Origin of the sequence: Sphingobacterium sp. BS-2 (assembly GCF_046161205.1) — a bacterium.
Lineage (GTDB): Bacteria > Bacteroidota > Bacteroidia > Sphingobacteriales > Sphingobacteriaceae > Sphingobacterium > Sphingobacterium mizutaii.
On sequence record NZ_JBIXGO010000017.1, the window covers coordinates 142,656 to 158,492 of the forward strand.

Sequence of the window (15,837 nt, forward strand, 5' to 3'; positions counted from 1 at the left end):
ATGAAAAAACTTAGCATATTCGGACTTATCTTGTTATTGGCTGGTTGCCAGGCAAACAGCAAGGACACTGATACTAAAAAGGAGAGTCCATCCAGTACGAACATATCAGTAAAGGTTACTCAACCCATTGAACAGCAGCCTTCCTACACCTTGAAGCTGCCTGCTGAATTACATCCGTATGAATCTGTGGATGTCTTTGCAAAGATCAAAGGTTTTGTACGCAAGATCAATGTAGATGTTGGTGATCAGGTTAGCAAAGGGCAGATCTTGGCGGTATTGGAAGCTCCTGAAATGGATATACAATCTACAGCCGACCGCGCAAAATCCCAACAATTAAGCGCCAATTTTGAAGTGAGCAAAAGCCGTTTCGATCGCTTGAAAAAAGTGAAGAACCAGAGCTCTGGATCAGTTTCTGACCTTGAATACGAGCAAGCTTATGGTTCGATGCTGCGCGATAGTGCTGCCTTGGAAGAAAGTAACTTCTCCTACAAGAAGTCAAACCAAATGCGTGAATATCTAGTGGTGAGAGCTCCATTCTCAGGGATCATCACCCAAAGGAATTTCTCCGTTGGAGCTTTGATGGGTGATACGGGAATGCCATTCTTTAAATTGGTAGACAACAACAATCTCAAATTGAAAGTGGTTGTGCCTGAATTACATGCGCAATCCATTTCAGATAGTACCGTGGCAAAGTTTAAGGTTTTGAGCAAGCCAGATACGGTTTTTACCGCTCAATTGAAACGCAATGCCTTGGTCATCGATCCAGTTTCTAGATCCTTGGCCCTGGAGTTTGATGTGCCGAACAAGAGTAGAGCGTTGAATGGTGGAGATTATACCGATGTGCAATTAAACCTGAAAAGGAAAAGGCCAACGGTTTTTGTTCCCCAATCTGCGGTGGTAAATTCGCAGTCCGGAATATTTGTCCTAAAGCTAGTTGAAGGGAACAAGGTGGAACGTGTTCCGGTGGTTCTAGGACAGGCTCAGGATAAACTGATGGAGGTATTCGGTGATCTACATCCATCCGATCAGATCATCGAAAAAGGTTCAGAAGAAATTAATTCTGGGCAAATAGTTCAAATAATAAAATAATCTAAGCAAATTTAAATATGAAAACGAAGCAAATGATTTTGGGGATCTCCATGTTAGCCCTATTCGCAGTTGGATGTAGCTCGGCAACCAATAAAGAAGGTTCGGCAGATTCTACTGCGCAAGTTGATAAAACAGAGGAAGTCCAAGAAGCGAAAATGGTCGGCAAACAAAATGACCTGAAAGCAAGTTTTACAAATATCAATGGCGAGACCGTTGCCTTGAGCGACCTGAAAGGAAAAGTCGTTGTCATGAACTTTTGGGCTACTTGGTGTCCCCCTTGTATTGCAGAAATGCCTTCCCTTCAAAAACTACACGAAGAATTGAAATCTGAAAAGGATATCGTCTTTATGGCCATTGAAGTAGATCAAGATATTGACAAGGCAGCCAAATTTATGGCAAAGAACAAATATACCTTGCCATTGTATACCGTTGGATCAGAACTACCTGAAGAACTGATGTCCAATTCGATTCCTATGACCGTAATCCTTGCCAAGAATGGAGACATCATCGGTAAACAGGTCGGCATGATGGACTTTAAGTCGGAAAAGCTTAAACAGGGATTAATCGATCTTACAAAAGAAAACGAAAGATAAAATCAATGAAATACATATTAATTATGGTGCTACTTGCAGGATTACATGCTGATGATGCCTTCGGCCAAAGCCGTGAAGAGCTCATCGCAAAAAATCAACAATATACAGGTGCAGAAACTCAAAAAGAGCATTACAAAGCCGTATACCAACTGGATACCGATAATCCGGATATTGTCAAGAAAGCTTTTAGAAATATCAATAACCTTCTCAAGGATCCTCGCTTAAGCGGAAAATTGGAAGTGGAATTGGTAACATTCTCCGGAGGTACAGAGGTAATGCGTAAAGACAATAAATACGAAGAACAGCTTTTAGGCCTTATCGATAAAGGGGTCCGCGTCGTACAATGCCTGAATTCCTTGGATGAAAGAGGGTACAAAAAAGATGAACTCTTTGACTTTATTGGGTACACCCCAAGCGGCAATGGAGAACTCGTCATTCTAAACAACGAAGGCTGGACAGTGGTCAAGCCTTAAGGAATTGAGCAGGAAATGATAAAAAAAGCAACCCAGAATGGGTTGCTTTTTTTGAACCAGGATGGAAAGGGATGAGAGGATGGACCAAGATTATGAATTGAACCAGGATGGGAAGGATAGGAGGATGGACCAAGATTATGTATTGAACCAGGATGGAAAGGATGGGAGGATGGACCAAGATTATGTATTGAACCAGGATGGAAAGGATGGGAGGATAGACCAAGATATACACTTCAAAAAGAAAATAGCACTTTCAATTCTGAACGAATTGTCAAGAATCTGTACGGTTCTCCTCCCAAAGATCTTGTCATCTTCAATCTAAGATTGAAGAACTGTAAGTAATTGGTTCCTTCCCAGATCTTGGCCTTCCTCTCATCCATGTTGGCTGAGCGGTGACGAAGCCCATCCTGGTTCCCTCCCAGATCTTGGCCCATCCTCTTATCTTATCCATCCAGGTTCAAAAGCACCATACGTTTCCAACCCACCAGCATTGTCGAACCCTTTCCAAGTTCAAGTTTCCAACCGACCCAAGCTTTGGTTTCATTCGAGGCATATTCGGAAAAATCGGAATGTGCCTCGAATAAAACCAATCTAAAATCCCAGAATAATCCTCGCTCTCATCAAACTTGATCTAGTAAAAATTCCTTAAAAAAGAGAGAGTCAAAAATGTAAAAAACTTTAATTTTCTTAATTAATTGACAACACGTTATTAATGTTCTCTTAATAAAGCAATGTTAATTTCGCAACTATACCTTAAGCTGGTTACACTATGAAAATCGAATCTACTTTATTAGGAGCATGGCTTCTTTCGGTAGCTTTTTCAAAAGAACAAACTGATGATAGCATTATGCAATTGTCAGAATTTGCTTATCCTGTAAAACGTAGGAACTAAAAGATCTCTAATGTCAATTTTTTCAGGATTAGAAATCGGCCTAAAATAGCATACAACAACAATGTAATATTAAAAAACCGCCCCAGAAATTCTGTGGGCGGTTTTTGTTTATGACTGTATTTTTGATTAATGGATAAGCAATAGTGAAATGCTGACCAGGATCATCAATAATATGGAGAATACAAAGGAATTGACAATGAATACCAAAATCCCTATCAAGATACTCCTTCTTTTCCGTGTGGCATAAAAACGATGATGGGCAATAAAGAAATAGATGCCTGCATAGATCATTGCTATGGTATAGATCCAAGTGGAGAGGTGATTGAACCAGACATAAGCATGAAGGATAGGTTCAATCAGGTTCATGATCAGGAATAAGGTTGCGATCATGAGCAAGAAGGAAAAATAGTGAAGCGTAAATACGCCATGGTCGTAATACCACCATTTCTTCTTATCATGGAATAAATAGAGAATAAATGCAAATATCGGAAGATAGAAGAACAGTGCCTTCGGGAAAGTATGCATAAAGATCGAAACGAAACTTTGAGCGATTTCATTTAAAGGAACCTGTTTATCCTTCAGTTCGAAGTATTTATTTACGTAAGGCCTGAAAATCTTTCGGAAAAACGACGGATTATCGCGGGAGATTGAGTCATATTCAGCTAAGGAGTTAAAATCAAACAACTTGGTTTTGCTTAAATCTGCATATGGGTCGTTTTGTATGCTATCCAATCTAAAGACTCGATCCAATTGCGAATTTAATTTTGAAGAGTCCAGAACGCCATTGCTTCCATTGGCTAAAAGATCCTGATTGATTTCCTTTTTGAGGATTTCTTTCTGTAAAGAATCAAGCGACACATTGCCTGAATTTTTAGAGTGGCTGTTGGTACCTACGAAGGAAGCAATAAAGAAAGTAACAAAGGAAATGAAGATATATAGTTTTACCGGCGGTACATATCCTTGTCTTTTACCAGAGAGGAAGATTTTCGTCAATTTACCTGGATAGAGCATCAGGTACTTCATGGTCTTCCAGAATTGGCCATCGTAATGGGTGAAATCTTCAAAAAAATGGGTGAATAGATAATGAAAAGGCTGTCTGTTTTCCGTGTTTTCCTGTCCGCAATGTGGGCAGAATCTTTCTTCGACGAAGTGACCGCAATTTAAGCAGGTTTTATCTTCACGTAGTTTTCCGTGGCTCATTAATTTGGTTAGTGTTTTGATGCAAAATATTAAATTTTATTAAAAAAATAAGATATTCTTCCGATAAAAGATCTTAATAATTCAGGCCCGATGGGAGCCGCTCAAATTCATGGTTAATTTTTCGGTATAATAAATTTTCGAAAGTAATTGAAAAAAAATTGGCCAAATACAATAGATTAGAAGCTAATCTTAATGTTAATTTTACAATTCCTTTACACAAAAATATCAATATGCATATTCGTTAATATTGGCTTAATAATTTGTTAATTCTTAATCTTCATTTTTGTGGGGATGAGAAATAGTATAATTCGCATTTTCCCAATCCTAACTTTGTTAGGTACTACATTTTTCTATTCATGTAGTAATAATTCCAACTCCATCAAGATGAAGGGTTCTGATACGGAGGTCAACTTAGCGGTTAATCTTGCAGAGAAATTCACCAAGCTGGATCCAACTTTCAGTATTGCTATATCTGGGGGAGGATCAGGATTGGGCATTACTTCTTTGATGAATGGTCAGGCCGATATTGCCAATTCTTCCAGACCACTGTCTGAAGAAGAGGTGCAGCAATTCAAGGACAAAAACATCGATATCAAAACCGTTGTTTTTGCCGAAGATGCGACCGCATTTATAGTCCATAAGGATTTGCCGATGGATTCCATAGATGTTGAAACCTTGGCAAAAATCATGAATGGTAGCATAAAAAATTGGTCGGAAGTATCCGAAGTTGATTATCCAGTCAATATTTATGGTCGTCAGAGTAGCTCCGGTACCCATTCCTTTGTAAAAAAGAAGCTGAAGATTGAATTTGCCAATACGGCAAAGGAAATGACAGGTAATGCGCAGATCATTGAAGGTGTCAAAGCGGATAAGACTGGAATAGGTTATGTAGGAGCTGGTTATGTTTCTCCAGATCCACAAGAAACTCAAGGAATAAAAATATTGAAAATCAAAAAGGATAAAGCATCTCATTCCATTTCACCTTTGGACCAAGATGCCATCAATAACGGGACTTATTACTTTCAGAGACCCTTGTACCAATTTATCCTGACAAAATCATGGGAAAAGGTACGCCCATTTATCAATTTCGAGCGCAGCCCTGCAGGTAGAGTATTGATTGAAGACCATGGTTATTACATCTTAGAAAATCAAAAAAATGAAATATAGAGCAAGATTATCCTTGGACGTTTTTTTCAAATTCGTTTTCAAGGCCACAGGGTTTTTGGTATTGGCTTTACTGGGCGGAATATTGGCCATGTTGATTTACAATTCCATTTCATTTTTCTTGGATGTCAAGCCTTTGGATTTTATCACGGGTATGGAATGGAACCCAACTGGAAAGAATCCCAAATACGGAATGCTTCCATTAATCATTAGTACCACGATCGTAACTTTTGGGGCAATGTTGATTGCCATTCCACTAGGGATTGGTACAGCTGCCTTTATCGCTGAATATGCAAGTCCGAAGTTGAAGAATTTCTTGAAACCAGCTATTGAAATGCTGGCTGCAATTCCATCGGTGGTTATCGGTTTCTTAGGAATCGTGGTCGTGAGCCCAGGAATTGCGAGTTTGGCTGATCTTTCCAATGGTTTAAATGCCTTGAATGGTGCCATACTATTGGCAGTAATGGCTTTACCGACCATTATTACGGTCGCGGAGGATGCTATTCATGCGGTGCCGAAGACTTATAAAGAAGCCAGCTACGGGGTAGGAGCTACTAAATGGCAGACCCTTTGCAAAGTGGTTATTCCAGCAGCTGCTCCGGGTATTATTGCCGCCGTGATGCTAGGCGTGGGCCGGGCGATCGGTGAAACCATGACCGTATTGATGGCCACAGGTAATGCTTCCATCTTACCGACCAGTATGTTTGATTCCGTGAAAACCATGACCGCAACCATTGCAATTGAAATGGGAGAGGTTCCTTATCAAACGACACATTATTTCGCATTATATGCCATTGCAACCGTTTTATTCATTATGACACTTGCAGCAAATATGTTAGGCGAATATTTTATTAACCGATTCAGAAAATATCATGCAGCGTAGAACACTTAGATTATCAAGTATCATAGAATGGGGTACTTTATTGACCAGTACCTTGTTGGTGTGTTTCTTCCTGGTGGTGGTGATTTGGGAGATCGTATCCAAAGGCGCTAGCCAATTATCATGGGATTTTGTAACGAAAGTGCCATCTGATGGTATGACTAAGGGCGGGATCTTAACGCCAGTTATCGGAACGGTGTTATTGACCTTGATTACGGCCTTATTTTCCATTCCATTTGGCGTTGCCTGTGCCATTTATCTTCAGGAATATGCGGAAGATAGTTGGTTGACTAGGACCATTCGTGCCTCCATCCGTAACCTTTCAGGGGTTCCTTCGATTATTTATGGACTTTTTGGACTGGCGTTATTTGTACAGGCCATGCATTTTGGCACTTCTTTAATTGCTGCCGGATTAACATTAGGACTGTTGTCTTTGCCTTATATCATTACTACAACAGAGGAGGCTTTGATGCGTATTCCAAATTCAACCCGTGAAGCTGCTTTAGCAGTAGGAGCTACGAAATTTGAAACCATCAAAGACGTAATCATTCCTTCCGCCATGTCAGGAATCTTAACCGGTGTGGTATTGACCTTGTCCAGGGCCGCAGGGGAAACAGCTCCCATTTTATTTACTGGAGCCGCATTCTATATCAATGGTACCAGTGCCTATATCAACCAAGAATTTATGGCTTTGCCATATCATCTATATATGTTGTCAACCCAGCATCAATCCATTGACGAAGTCCGCCCAATAGCTTATGGAACGGCCCTTGTCTTAATCATTGTGGTGTTCTTGCTGAACCTGACCGCATTTTATATTCGTTATAAGTACAGAAAAAATGAAAACTAAGTTATCCGCAGAAAATCTAAACATCAGTTTCGGTACCAAGCATGTGCTGAATAATGTCAACGTGCAGTTTGCTGAAAATGAAATTACGGCTTTGATTGGGCCATCAGGATGCGGAAAGAGTACTTTATTGCGTTCTTTCAATAGAATGCATGACCTTTCGGCTGATGCCAAGATCACAGGATCTTTAAAATTGGAGGACCTAGACCTTTACTCCAGAGCAGTTCCTGTTACGGAAATCAGAAAGCGAATCGGGATGGTGTTCCAAAAGGCGAATCCATTTCCTAAAAGTATTTATGAGAATATAGCTTATGGCTTAAAGATCAATAATTTGCCGCATGATAAAGCCATTATTGAAAAGGCTTTGCGGGAAGCATTCTTATGGGAAGAGGTGAAGAATGATTTGAAAATGCCTGCAACCAGGTTATCAGGTGGTCAACAGCAACGTTTATGTATAGCACGTGCGGTAGCTCTTCGTCCTGAGGTAATTTTGATGGATGAACCGTGTTCGGCACTGGATCCGGTGAGCACCTTGAAAATCGAAGAGTTGATCATGCACTTAAAAGAAAAATATACGATTGTCATTGTAACGCATAATATGCAACAGGCGCAACGTATTGCCGACAAAACAGTGTTTATGTATTTGGGTGAAGTGAAAGAGGAAGGATTGACCAAGCAGATCTTTGGTAATCCTGTCAATGAGGTAACCGCCAATTATATCACAGGCCAATTTGGCTAGTTAGACGAGATATTTTTCCGCTCCGTTTATATATTAAATTATCCTTGCGAGAACCTTGATTTGCTGCGGCAAATCAAGGTTCTCCTTTTTTATGGGCTTAATTCTGTTCCTCAGCGACTTATGGAAAAAAACAAAAAAACATTTATGTTAGGTTTTTGTTAAACTAATAAAACTTTCTTTGAGTTATTAGAATTTAAACTATATTTAACCGTTAAAATAATTAAGTTATGAGAAAATTAATCGTTTTTTGTGGTCTTTGTGCCTTGTTCTTCAGTAGCTGTGGCCTGAAGGGATCAGGAGAAGTTGTCAAAGGACCCCAATTGTTGACCGTTGAATTTGTTGGTCAACAAGATTCTGTAATCCAGAATACCAAAGGAAAAGTGAAGTTGTTTGCGGTTCCAGCCAATGTGGCCGATGTATCAGCAACTATGATAGATGAGGTAGAATTTGAGGCTGCACAGGTGCCCTTCACAGTGGATTTTGAAATCCCGATGGATCATCAAACCATGATCAAGCCAGAAGTCCAAGAAGGCGATTCCATTAAATATTATGTTTCCATGGAATGGGATTCCAATGCTGATGGTCAATTGGATTCTTTGGATATGGCAATTGATTTTGATAAGCAGTTCCCTGATATCGATATCAACCAATTACACCAACAAGTTTTTCTTAAATAAGGTTGTTTCAATACAAATTTTAGTTGTTTTTTAAATTTTTTAATTAAAGGATTTCCGGAATGGGAATCCTTTTTTTATGGGGGACAGTGGAAGGATAGCGTAGGAAGGAATCCTGGTCTAAATCAGCGGGCGTATTAAAATCACCAAAATCCTGTGCCGGGTTTCGACTCCGCTAAACTATCGGGATGATTTTGGTCGTCGGGTGAGCGGAGTTATGATGCCCCTCCACCAGTGGGATGCAAACCTTTTATTTATTCAATATATGTGGCGGGCGTATGCGAGACGCCCCTACGGAATTGTGGCCAAATATAGTCTAGGAAGCCACTTTCCTACCTTGAAATAGTTTCCTCATCTTACGATAGCGGAATGACAATGATCCTTAAAAAAAATAAAAATAGATTCTTCGTTTTACTCTGAATCTCTCTCTGGGTCATTTTCAATTCTGAACGATCAGTGAAGAATCTGTACGTTTCCTCACCTTCATGTCCTGTCATCTTGTACCGAAGGTACAGGAACTGTTCGCCAATGCAAACCTTTTATTTATTCAATATATGCGGCGGGCGTATGCGATACGCCCCTTCTACGGAATTGTGGGCAAATATAGTTTTGGAGGCCACTTTTATATCATGAAATAGTTTCCTCATCTTACGATAGCGGAATGACAATGATCCTTAAAAAAATAAAAAATAGATTCTTCGTTTTACTCTGAATCTCTCTCTCTGGGTCATTTTCAATTCTGAACGATCAGTGAAGAATCTGTACGTTTCCTCACTTTCATGTCCTGTCATCTTGTACCGAAGGTACAGGAACTGTTCGCCAATGCAAACCTTTTATTTATTCAATATATGCGGCGGGCGTATGCGATACGCCCCTACGGAATTGTGGGCAAATATAGTCTTGGAGGCCACTTTCAAACCCAGATCTTGGTCCATCCGGTGGGTGAGCGGAGCAGAACTCCGCATCCCATTAATCCTGGTTCAAATCAGCAGATAACCTTCGAACCCACATTCCTACAATATCGTTTTTAAATGTGTCCAGACGTTTTCTGCTAAGATTTGTTGGCCTTCTTTTGTGGGATGGACGCCATCGCCTTGGTTAAGGCTTTGGATTCCGGCAACTTTATCGAGCAGAAAGGGCACTAAGGTCATATTCTGTTCTTTGGCTAATTTGGGGAATATGGCTGCGAAATCCTTAAAGTATTGGTCACCCATGCTTGGTGGGACCATCATACCGGTAAGAACAAGTTTACAATCGGGATAGGCTTTTTTGACTTTGTTGACAATCTCGTTGAGGTTTTGATATGTGGCATCAGGAGATATTCCACGAAGGCCATCATTCGCCCCTAATTCTAGTATGAATACATCAATCTTATCCTTTAAGAGCCAGTCGATCCTATCTTTTCCTCCTGCAGAGGTTTCACCGCTCAGGCCAGCATTGATACAAGTATAGCCTAAACCCAAGGAATCGATTTTTGCCTGGATCAAGGCGGGGAAAGCTTCTGTTTGATCATCAAGTCCTAGTCCAGCGGTCAGACTATTACCAAAAAACAAGATACGTTTAGAGCTTTCTGTTTTGGCTGTATCCTGCGATGTGCTGTCTGAAGGAGCCTGGGAATTCTGCTGTGGCCTGGAATTATTGCAAGATGCAAGTAAAAAAACAACGAAAACGGCTGATATTAAGGATTTGATGTGATTCATAAAGCTAATTTAATTAAAAATAATCTATAAATTTATTAGATATGTCATCTACTATGATCCTACAAGTTCAGCATGTCTTCAAGAATTATCAAATCGGAGACCATAAAATTCCAGTTTTAAATGATATCAATTTCGAAATAGAAGAAGGTTCTACCGTTTCTATTGTAGGTCCCTCGGGCAGCGGAAAGACAACCTTATTAGGTCTGTGTGCTGGTCTGGATCAGAGTTCGGAAGGAGACATCATTCTGAACGGAATAAAATTAACGGGTTTGAGCGAAGATAAATTAGCTCAAGTTCGAAATGAGCATGTTGGCTTTGTTTTCCAGAATTTTCAATTATTGCCGACCCTGACTGCGTTGGAAAACGTATTGGTCCCAATGGAATTGCGGGGCATGAGAAATAAGCAAAAGGAGGCTATGGAATTATTGGAAAAGGTAGGGCTTTCTGCCCGTGCGGACCATTACCCCTCACAACTTTCGGGTGGAGAACAGCAGCGGGTATCCTTAGCAAGGGCTTTTGCCAATAAACCAAAGATTTTATTTGCCGATGAACCAACGGGAAACCTAGATGCGGAGACCAGTGCCATCATTGAAGATATGTTATTCCAATTGAATAAGGAGTCTGGCACTACCTTGGTTATCGTGACCCACGACTTAGATTTAGCCACCAAAACACAAAAGATAATTCCAATCAAGGGAGGGAAGATCCAATGAATTGGCGCTGGATATTGTTGATGGCATGGCGGGATAGCCGTAAAAATAGATCGAGGTTATTCCTCTTTATTTCCTCCATTATTTTAGGGATTGCTGCCCTCGTGGCGATGAATTCCTTTAATGTGAATCTCAAGAAGGATATCGACTCGCAGGCCGCCGAATTGATAGGGGCGGACCTGGAGCTGGAAAGCAGAAGGGAACCTTCAGAGGAGGCCATGAAGTTTATTGACTCTTTGAAAGGTTTGAGCGAAGATTATGCGAAGGAAGAACGGTTTATGTCGATGATCCGTTTTCCTAAGGCTGATGGTTCTCGATTGGTTCAAGTACGTGCCATAGATGGTAACTATCCATTTTATGGCAAAGTGGAGACCAGTCCAACAGACAGCTATCAGGATTTTGGTAATAAAGCCGGGGTCTATGTAGAGAATTCCCTTTTGCTGCAATTTAATGCTGCGGTTAGGGATTCCGTTCACCTTGGCAACAATAGTTATCAAATCCTAGGGAATGTTCTTTCACAACCTGGCCAAGCTGCCATTGCGGGAGCCATGGCGCCATCTGTCTTTGTGCCCATTGCACAATTAGCGAATTCTGGTTTGCAACAGAAAGGTAGCCGGATTGAATACCATTATTATTTTAAATTACCTAAAAACTTTGCGGTCGATAAGGAGGTCGAAAAACTAGACAAAAGGATCACCGAATTGCAGTTAAGGGCATCCACTATACAAACCACTAAAGAAAACACCGGTAGGTCCTTTGAGGACATGGCGAGTTTCATGGAGTTGGTGGGATTTGTGGCTTTATTGTTAGGTTGTATTGGGGTTTCAAGTTCTGTTCAAATCTACGTTCGTGAAAAGTTATTGTCCGTTGCGGTATTGCGTTGTTTGGGTACCACAGCTAAACAGGCCTTTTATATCTTTTTGGTTCAATTTGCGGGCATTGGATTAATCGGTGGTATAATTGGAGCAATCTTGGGATCTCTGATCCAATACCTGATTCCTGTAGTCATGCAAGATGTGATCCCGGTAAGTTTAACCACTGGAGTCTCTTGGCTTGCCATAATAGAAGGAATAGGACTGGGGGTAGTCATTGCAGTTTTGTTTGCTTTATTGCCTCTATTAGCGGTTCGTAATATTTCTCCTTTAAACTCCATTCGGATCTCTGATAAAGAGGAAAGCATGTTTAAGGACAAGATGAGCTGGTGGGTCTATCTTTTGATCTTGGTCTTTATTACGGGATTTGCAAGGCTTCAAATGGCGGACTGGGTGCAGACATTGGTATTTGTAGCTGGAGTAGGAATTACTTTTTTACTGCTCTATGGCGTAGCCAAGGCGTTCACCTATTTGATCAAGAAATTCTTTCCAAAAGGTTGGCCGTATTTATGGCGCCAGGGTTTGTCCAACCTTTACCGACCTAATAATCAAACCGTGATATTGATGATCTCCATCGGTTTAGGAACAGCATTGATTTCCACCATGTTCCTGGTGCAAGATCTATTGATCAATCGGGTGAAAATATCTTCCGAACAGAGCCAGGCGAATATGCTGATGTTTGACATTCAACCTTCGCAACGCGAATCGCTTTCGGAGATGGCGAAAGCGGAGGGTTATCCCATCTTAGAATCTGTTCCGGTAGTTACCATGCAATTGCAAAGTGTAAATGGCGTAACGCTGAAGGATGTCGTCGCAGATACCAGCCAGGAAGTTTCTTCTAGGGCCTTTCGTGGAGAGATCCGTGCTACCTATCGAGACTCACTAACAGCTTCTGAAAGGGTTACATCGGGCAAATGGGTTGGAACTGTAGGCAGTAATGATACAGCTTTGGTTTCCTTGGATCAGAATTATGCGGATAATATCAAGGTAAAGGTAGGAGATAGGTTGTCCTTTAATGTTCAAGGTTTGATCATTCCTGCAAAAGTGAGCAGTATCCGACAGGTGGACTGGAATCGGTTCCAGTCTAATTTCAGGGTTGTTTTTGCAAAGGGAAGTATTGATAAAGCCCCGCAGTTTTATCTGATGATGACCAAGGTGCCAACAGAATTGGAATCCAGTAAATTTCAACAGAAGATCGTCAATAATTATCCGAATGTTTCCGTGATCGATATGAATGCGGTTTTGACGGTCTTGCAAGAAATCTTAGATAAAATTGCTTTCATCATTCAGTTTATGGGGGCCTTCAGTATCCTAACGGGGATCATTGTATTGATATCTTCTGTGCGGATCAGCAAGTTCCAGCGGATTCGAGAGAATGTCCTGTTACGGACCTTGGGAGCGAGTAGAAAGCAGATCTATTTAATTACCATTAGCGAGTATTTGTTTTTAGGCTTGCTCTCTGCATTGACTGGAATTATTATTTCGCTACTAGCGAGTTACTTATTAGCTATTTTTGTATTTGAAAGTGTATTTGTGCCGTCCATTGGTATGATCGCTTTATTGATGTTTTTGATCGTTGGCTTGACGGTTCTGATTGGTTTGATCAACAGTTTGTCAGTCATCAACCGTTCTCCCCTAGAAGCTCTGCGAAAAGAATAGATTATTAATCGAAAATATTGTAACAATATGTTAATTTTATACACTAACAAATTAAAAATGGATTATGAAAAAATTATTCACACTGCTGTTTGTACTTTTGAGTATGATTAGCACAAAAGCACAGGTTGCTGGTGATTGGAAAGGGGAGCTCGAGGTCCAAGGGACCAAAATGGAGATGATCTTCCACATCAGTGATAAAGATGGAAATTTATCGGCAACAATGGATGTCCCTGCTCAAGGAGCATCGGGATTGCCTATGTCTACGGTGAAGTTCGAGAACAACAAACTTAATTTAGCGATGGAGCAAGCAGGCATAGCCTATGAAGGTGAGCTCAAGGGGGAATCCATCGAGGGGAAATTTAAGCAAGGAGGAATGGAGTTTCCTTTGAAATTGGCAAAGACCAAGATCAGCAAACCTGGAGATCCAAGTTTGGTTTCTACGGAAGCTGAATTGGCGAAATTGATCGAACTGGGAAATGGAAATTACAAGTATAAGGTAGAGGACTATTTTGCAAAGCCTAAATCCTCCAGTTTTGCTTTGTCTCCGAATGGTAAATACATCTCCTACCGTGAAAAAGATGCCAACAACAAACGTCATGTCATGGTGAAGGAAGTTGCTACTGGTAAAGTAGTTAGGGCCATCGAAGAGAAGGATGAACTGATCCGTGGGATGGGCTGGGTAAATGATGAACGCCTGGTTTATATTATGGATCAAGGCGGGAATGAAAATTACCATTTATATGCCGTCAATATTGATGGTACGAAAAATATTGACCTTACACCATTTGAAGGTGTTCAGGCAGGGATCCTGAATATGCTGAAGGAACAGAAGGATATTATCATTATCCAGATGAACAAGGATAATAAGCAAGTTTTCGAACCGTACAAGGTCAATGTGCAGACGGGTGAAATGGAAAAGTTATTTACCAATACAGATCCGGAGAATGCCATCGTAGGATACGAGTTTGATAAAGACGGAAACTTACGGGGGTATGCCAAGATGCAAAATGGCATCAATACCCAGTTTTTTTATAAACCAAATGGAAAAACTGAGTTTGAATTGTTTGGAACCACAAATTGGTATGATACTTTTTCAATTTTGTCTTTTAACTATGCGTCCAAGAATCCAGACGAGGCTTATGTTTTGACTAATCTAGATTCAGATAAGGCAAGGATAGTCTTATATGATCTAGGCAAGAAGGAATTGATTAAAGAAATCTATTCCAATCCGGATTATGATGCCACCATTTTAGGGCTTTCCAGGAATAGAAATTGGGAACTTGACTATGTGGGATATGAGGGAGAAAAAGTAGAAATTGAACCAAAGAGTGAGACTTTCAAGGGCATATATTCCTTATTTAAGAAAGAATTCCCGAATTATGAATATTCCATTGTTGGTAAGACCGATAAGGAAGATCAATATTTGGTTGTTGTCCAAAGCGATAAGCTGTACGGAAAGTACTATCACTTGGATGCAGGAACCAAAAAGATCACCTTGCTTTATGATTTAATGCCGCAGTTGAAGGAAGCGGATATGTCAGAAATGCGTCCGATATCCTTTAAATCAAGGGATGGGCTGACTATGCATGGTTATATAACCTTGCCAAAAGAAGCCTTGGAAGGTAAAAAGGTTCCATTGATCGTCAATCCACATGGTGGACCACAAGGGGTTCGGGATAGTTGGGGTTTCAATCCCGAGGCACAATTGTTTGCTGCCCATGGGTTTGCAACTTTGCAGGTGAACTTCCGAGTGTCAGGAGGTTATGGTAAGGACTTTTTAAAGGCTGGTTTCAAGGAGATTGGTAGAAAAGCTATGGATGATGTGGAAGATGGAATAAAATATGTCATTGACCAAGGTTGGATAGATAAAGATAATGTGGCTATCTACGGAGGTTCTCATGGAGGTTATGCTGTTTTAAGGGGATTGACCAAAACTCCAGACTTATATAAAGCGGGGGTTGATTATGTTGGAGTCTCTAATATCTTTACCTTGATGAGTTCCATTCCTGAATATTGGAAACCTTACAAAGAGATGCTTTATCAAGTGTGGTATGATCTGGATGATCCCAAAGAGGCGGAAATTGCTAAAGAGGTTTCACCAATATTTCATGTAGATAAAATTAAGGCTCCATTATTTGTGGTTCAAGGGGCGAATGATCCGAGGGTGAAAATTGCAGAAGCGGACCAGATTGTAAAAGCTTTACGTGATAAGGGTGTTGATGTTCCTTATATGGTAAAGTATGATGAGGGCCATGGTTTCGGAAAAGAGGAAAATCAGATAGAATTCTATAAAGCCATGATGGGCTTTTTCCACAAACATTTAAATTAATCTGTTGTTATATATT

At 40.5% G+C, this 15,837-nt stretch carries 15 protein-coding genes; 13 read left to right on the forward strand and 2 right to left on the reverse strand.

Annotated features, from left to right (window positions below; genetic code table 11):
* The 5 genes from ACK2WI_RS09415 (at position 1) to ACK2WI_RS09435 (ending at position 3,047) form a co-directional block, all read left to right on the forward strand.
* Positions 1-1,089 carry an efflux RND transporter periplasmic adaptor subunit gene (locus ACK2WI_RS09415; RefSeq protein WP_409150516.1) on the forward strand — a complete coding sequence of 363 codons (1,089 nt, stop codon included), beginning with the start codon at positions 1-3 and terminating at the stop codon, positions 1,087-1,089.
* A gap of 17 nt (positions 1,090-1,106) precedes the next feature.
* Complete coding sequence (locus ACK2WI_RS09420; protein ID WP_093095038.1) at positions 1,107-1,682, forward strand: TlpA disulfide reductase family protein; 576 nt, start codon at positions 1,107-1,109, stop codon at positions 1,680-1,682.
* A gap of 5 nt (positions 1,683-1,687) precedes the next feature.
* Positions 1,688-2,155 carry a DsrE family protein gene (locus ACK2WI_RS09425; protein WP_409150517.1) on the forward strand — a complete coding sequence of 156 codons (468 nt, stop codon included), beginning with the start codon at positions 1,688-1,690 and terminating at the stop codon, positions 2,153-2,155.
* Between the two features lie 61 nt (positions 2,156-2,216).
* The gene (locus ACK2WI_RS09430) at positions 2,217-2,477 is read left to right on the forward strand and encodes a hypothetical protein (RefSeq protein WP_409150518.1); all 261 of its coding nucleotides are present in this window, start codon (positions 2,217-2,219) and stop codon (positions 2,475-2,477) included.
* Between the two features lie 447 nt (positions 2,478-2,924).
* Complete coding sequence (locus tag ACK2WI_RS09435; protein WP_409150519.1) at positions 2,925-3,047, forward strand: hypothetical protein; 123 nt, start codon at positions 2,925-2,927, stop codon at positions 3,045-3,047.
* Positions 3,048-3,173: 126 nt separating this feature from the next.
* Here the strand turns inward: ACK2WI_RS09435 and ACK2WI_RS09440 are convergent, their stop codons facing one another.
* On the reverse strand, positions 3,174-4,247 hold the full coding sequence (locus ACK2WI_RS09440; protein WP_409150521.1) for a DUF3667 domain-containing protein: 1,074 nt from the start codon (positions 4,245-4,247) through the stop codon (positions 3,174-3,176).
* Positions 4,248-4,538: 291 nt separating this feature from the next.
* Here ACK2WI_RS09440 and ACK2WI_RS09445 point away from each other — a divergent pair, with 291 nt between their 5' ends.
* From ACK2WI_RS09445 to ACK2WI_RS09465, 5 genes are all read left to right on the forward strand, one after another.
* Positions 4,539-5,414: a substrate-binding domain-containing protein gene (locus tag ACK2WI_RS09445; RefSeq protein ID WP_409150523.1), complete on the forward strand. Its 876-nt coding sequence runs from the start codon at positions 4,539-4,541 to the stop codon at positions 5,412-5,414.
* Entirely contained in the window at positions 5,404-6,294 is an 891-nt protein-coding gene (gene pstC / locus ACK2WI_RS09450) for a phosphate ABC transporter permease subunit PstC (RefSeq protein ID WP_409150525.1), read from the forward strand. Before ACK2WI_RS09445 ends, pstC begins: the two co-directional genes overlap by 11 nt.
* Positions 6,284-7,141 carry a phosphate ABC transporter permease PstA gene (gene pstA, locus ACK2WI_RS09455; protein ID WP_093095049.1) on the forward strand — a complete coding sequence of 286 codons (858 nt, stop codon included), beginning with the start codon at positions 6,284-6,286 and terminating at the stop codon, positions 7,139-7,141. Before pstC ends, pstA begins: the two co-directional genes overlap by 11 nt.
* A complete protein-coding gene (gene pstB, locus ACK2WI_RS09460; RefSeq protein ID WP_093095052.1) occupies positions 7,131-7,877 on the forward strand; it encodes a phosphate ABC transporter ATP-binding protein PstB in 747 nt (248 codons plus the stop codon). The genes pstA and pstB overlap by 11 nt, the downstream gene beginning before the upstream one ends.
* 227 nt (positions 7,878-8,104) lie before the next feature.
* Positions 8,105-8,554 carry a hypothetical protein gene (locus ACK2WI_RS09465; protein ID WP_409150527.1) on the forward strand — a complete coding sequence of 150 codons (450 nt, stop codon included), beginning with the start codon at positions 8,105-8,107 and terminating at the stop codon, positions 8,552-8,554.
* A gap of 1,010 nt (positions 8,555-9,564) precedes the next feature.
* On the opposite strand, the gene ACK2WI_RS09470 is transcribed toward ACK2WI_RS09465, so the two are convergent.
* Entirely contained in the window at positions 9,565-10,251 is a 687-nt protein-coding gene (locus tag ACK2WI_RS09470; RefSeq protein ID WP_409150529.1) for an arylesterase, read from the reverse strand.
* 41 nt (positions 10,252-10,292) lie between these two features.
* Here ACK2WI_RS09470 and ACK2WI_RS09475 point away from each other — a divergent pair, with 41 nt between their 5' ends.
* The 3 genes from ACK2WI_RS09475 (at position 10,293) to ACK2WI_RS09485 (ending at position 15,821) form a co-directional block, all read left to right on the forward strand.
* Positions 10,293-10,964, forward strand: a complete 672-nt coding sequence (locus ACK2WI_RS09475) for an ABC transporter ATP-binding protein (protein ID WP_409150530.1) — start codon at positions 10,293-10,295, stop codon at positions 10,962-10,964.
* Positions 10,961-13,492: an ABC transporter permease gene (locus ACK2WI_RS09480; protein ID WP_409150532.1), complete on the forward strand. Its 2,532-nt coding sequence runs from the start codon at positions 10,961-10,963 to the stop codon at positions 13,490-13,492. Before ACK2WI_RS09475 ends, ACK2WI_RS09480 begins: the two co-directional genes overlap by 4 nt.
* 64 nt (positions 13,493-13,556) lie before the next feature.
* A complete protein-coding gene (locus tag ACK2WI_RS09485; protein WP_409150533.1) occupies positions 13,557-15,821 on the forward strand; it encodes a prolyl oligopeptidase family serine peptidase in 2,265 nt (754 codons plus the stop codon).
* Positions 15,822-15,837: the final 16 nt, after the last annotated feature.

Bases quoted from the DNA above. Each gene is read 5' to 3' on its own strand.
- ACK2WI_RS09415 (WP_409150516.1), top strand. From the start codon at position 1: ATGAAAAAACTTAGCATATTCGGACTTATCTTGTTATTGGCTGGTTGC.
- ACK2WI_RS09420 (WP_093095038.1), top strand. From the start codon at position 1,107: ATGAAAACGAAGCAAATGATTTTGGGGATCTCCATGTTAGCCCTATTC.
- ACK2WI_RS09425 (WP_409150517.1), top strand. From the start codon at position 1,688: ATGAAATACATATTAATTATGGTGCTACTTGCAGGATTACATGCTGAT.
- ACK2WI_RS09430 (WP_409150518.1), top strand. From the start codon at position 2,217: ATGGAAAGGGATGAGAGGATGGACCAAGATTATGAATTGAACCAGGAT.
- ACK2WI_RS09435 (WP_409150519.1), top strand. From the start codon at position 2,925: ATGAAAATCGAATCTACTTTATTAGGAGCATGGCTTCTTTCGGTAGCT.
- ACK2WI_RS09440 (WP_409150521.1), bottom strand. From the start codon at position 4,247: ATGAGCCACGGAAAACTACGTGAAGATAAAACCTGCTTAAATTGCGGT.
- ACK2WI_RS09445 (WP_409150523.1), top strand. From the start codon at position 4,539: ATGAGAAATAGTATAATTCGCATTTTCCCAATCCTAACTTTGTTAGGT.
- pstC (WP_409150525.1), top strand. From the start codon at position 5,404: ATGAAATATAGAGCAAGATTATCCTTGGACGTTTTTTTCAAATTCGTT.
- pstA (WP_093095049.1), top strand. From the start codon at position 6,284: ATGCAGCGTAGAACACTTAGATTATCAAGTATCATAGAATGGGGTACT.
- pstB (WP_093095052.1), top strand. From the start codon at position 7,131: ATGAAAACTAAGTTATCCGCAGAAAATCTAAACATCAGTTTCGGTACC.
- ACK2WI_RS09465 (WP_409150527.1), top strand. From the start codon at position 8,105: ATGAGAAAATTAATCGTTTTTTGTGGTCTTTGTGCCTTGTTCTTCAGT.
- ACK2WI_RS09470 (WP_409150529.1), bottom strand. From the start codon at position 10,251: ATGAATCACATCAAATCCTTAATATCAGCCGTTTTCGTTGTTTTTTTA.
- ACK2WI_RS09475 (WP_409150530.1), top strand. From the start codon at position 10,293: ATGTCATCTACTATGATCCTACAAGTTCAGCATGTCTTCAAGAATTAT.
- ACK2WI_RS09480 (WP_409150532.1), top strand. From the start codon at position 10,961: ATGAATTGGCGCTGGATATTGTTGATGGCATGGCGGGATAGCCGTAAA.
- ACK2WI_RS09485 (WP_409150533.1), top strand. From the start codon at position 13,557: ATGAAAAAATTATTCACACTGCTGTTTGTACTTTTGAGTATGATTAGC.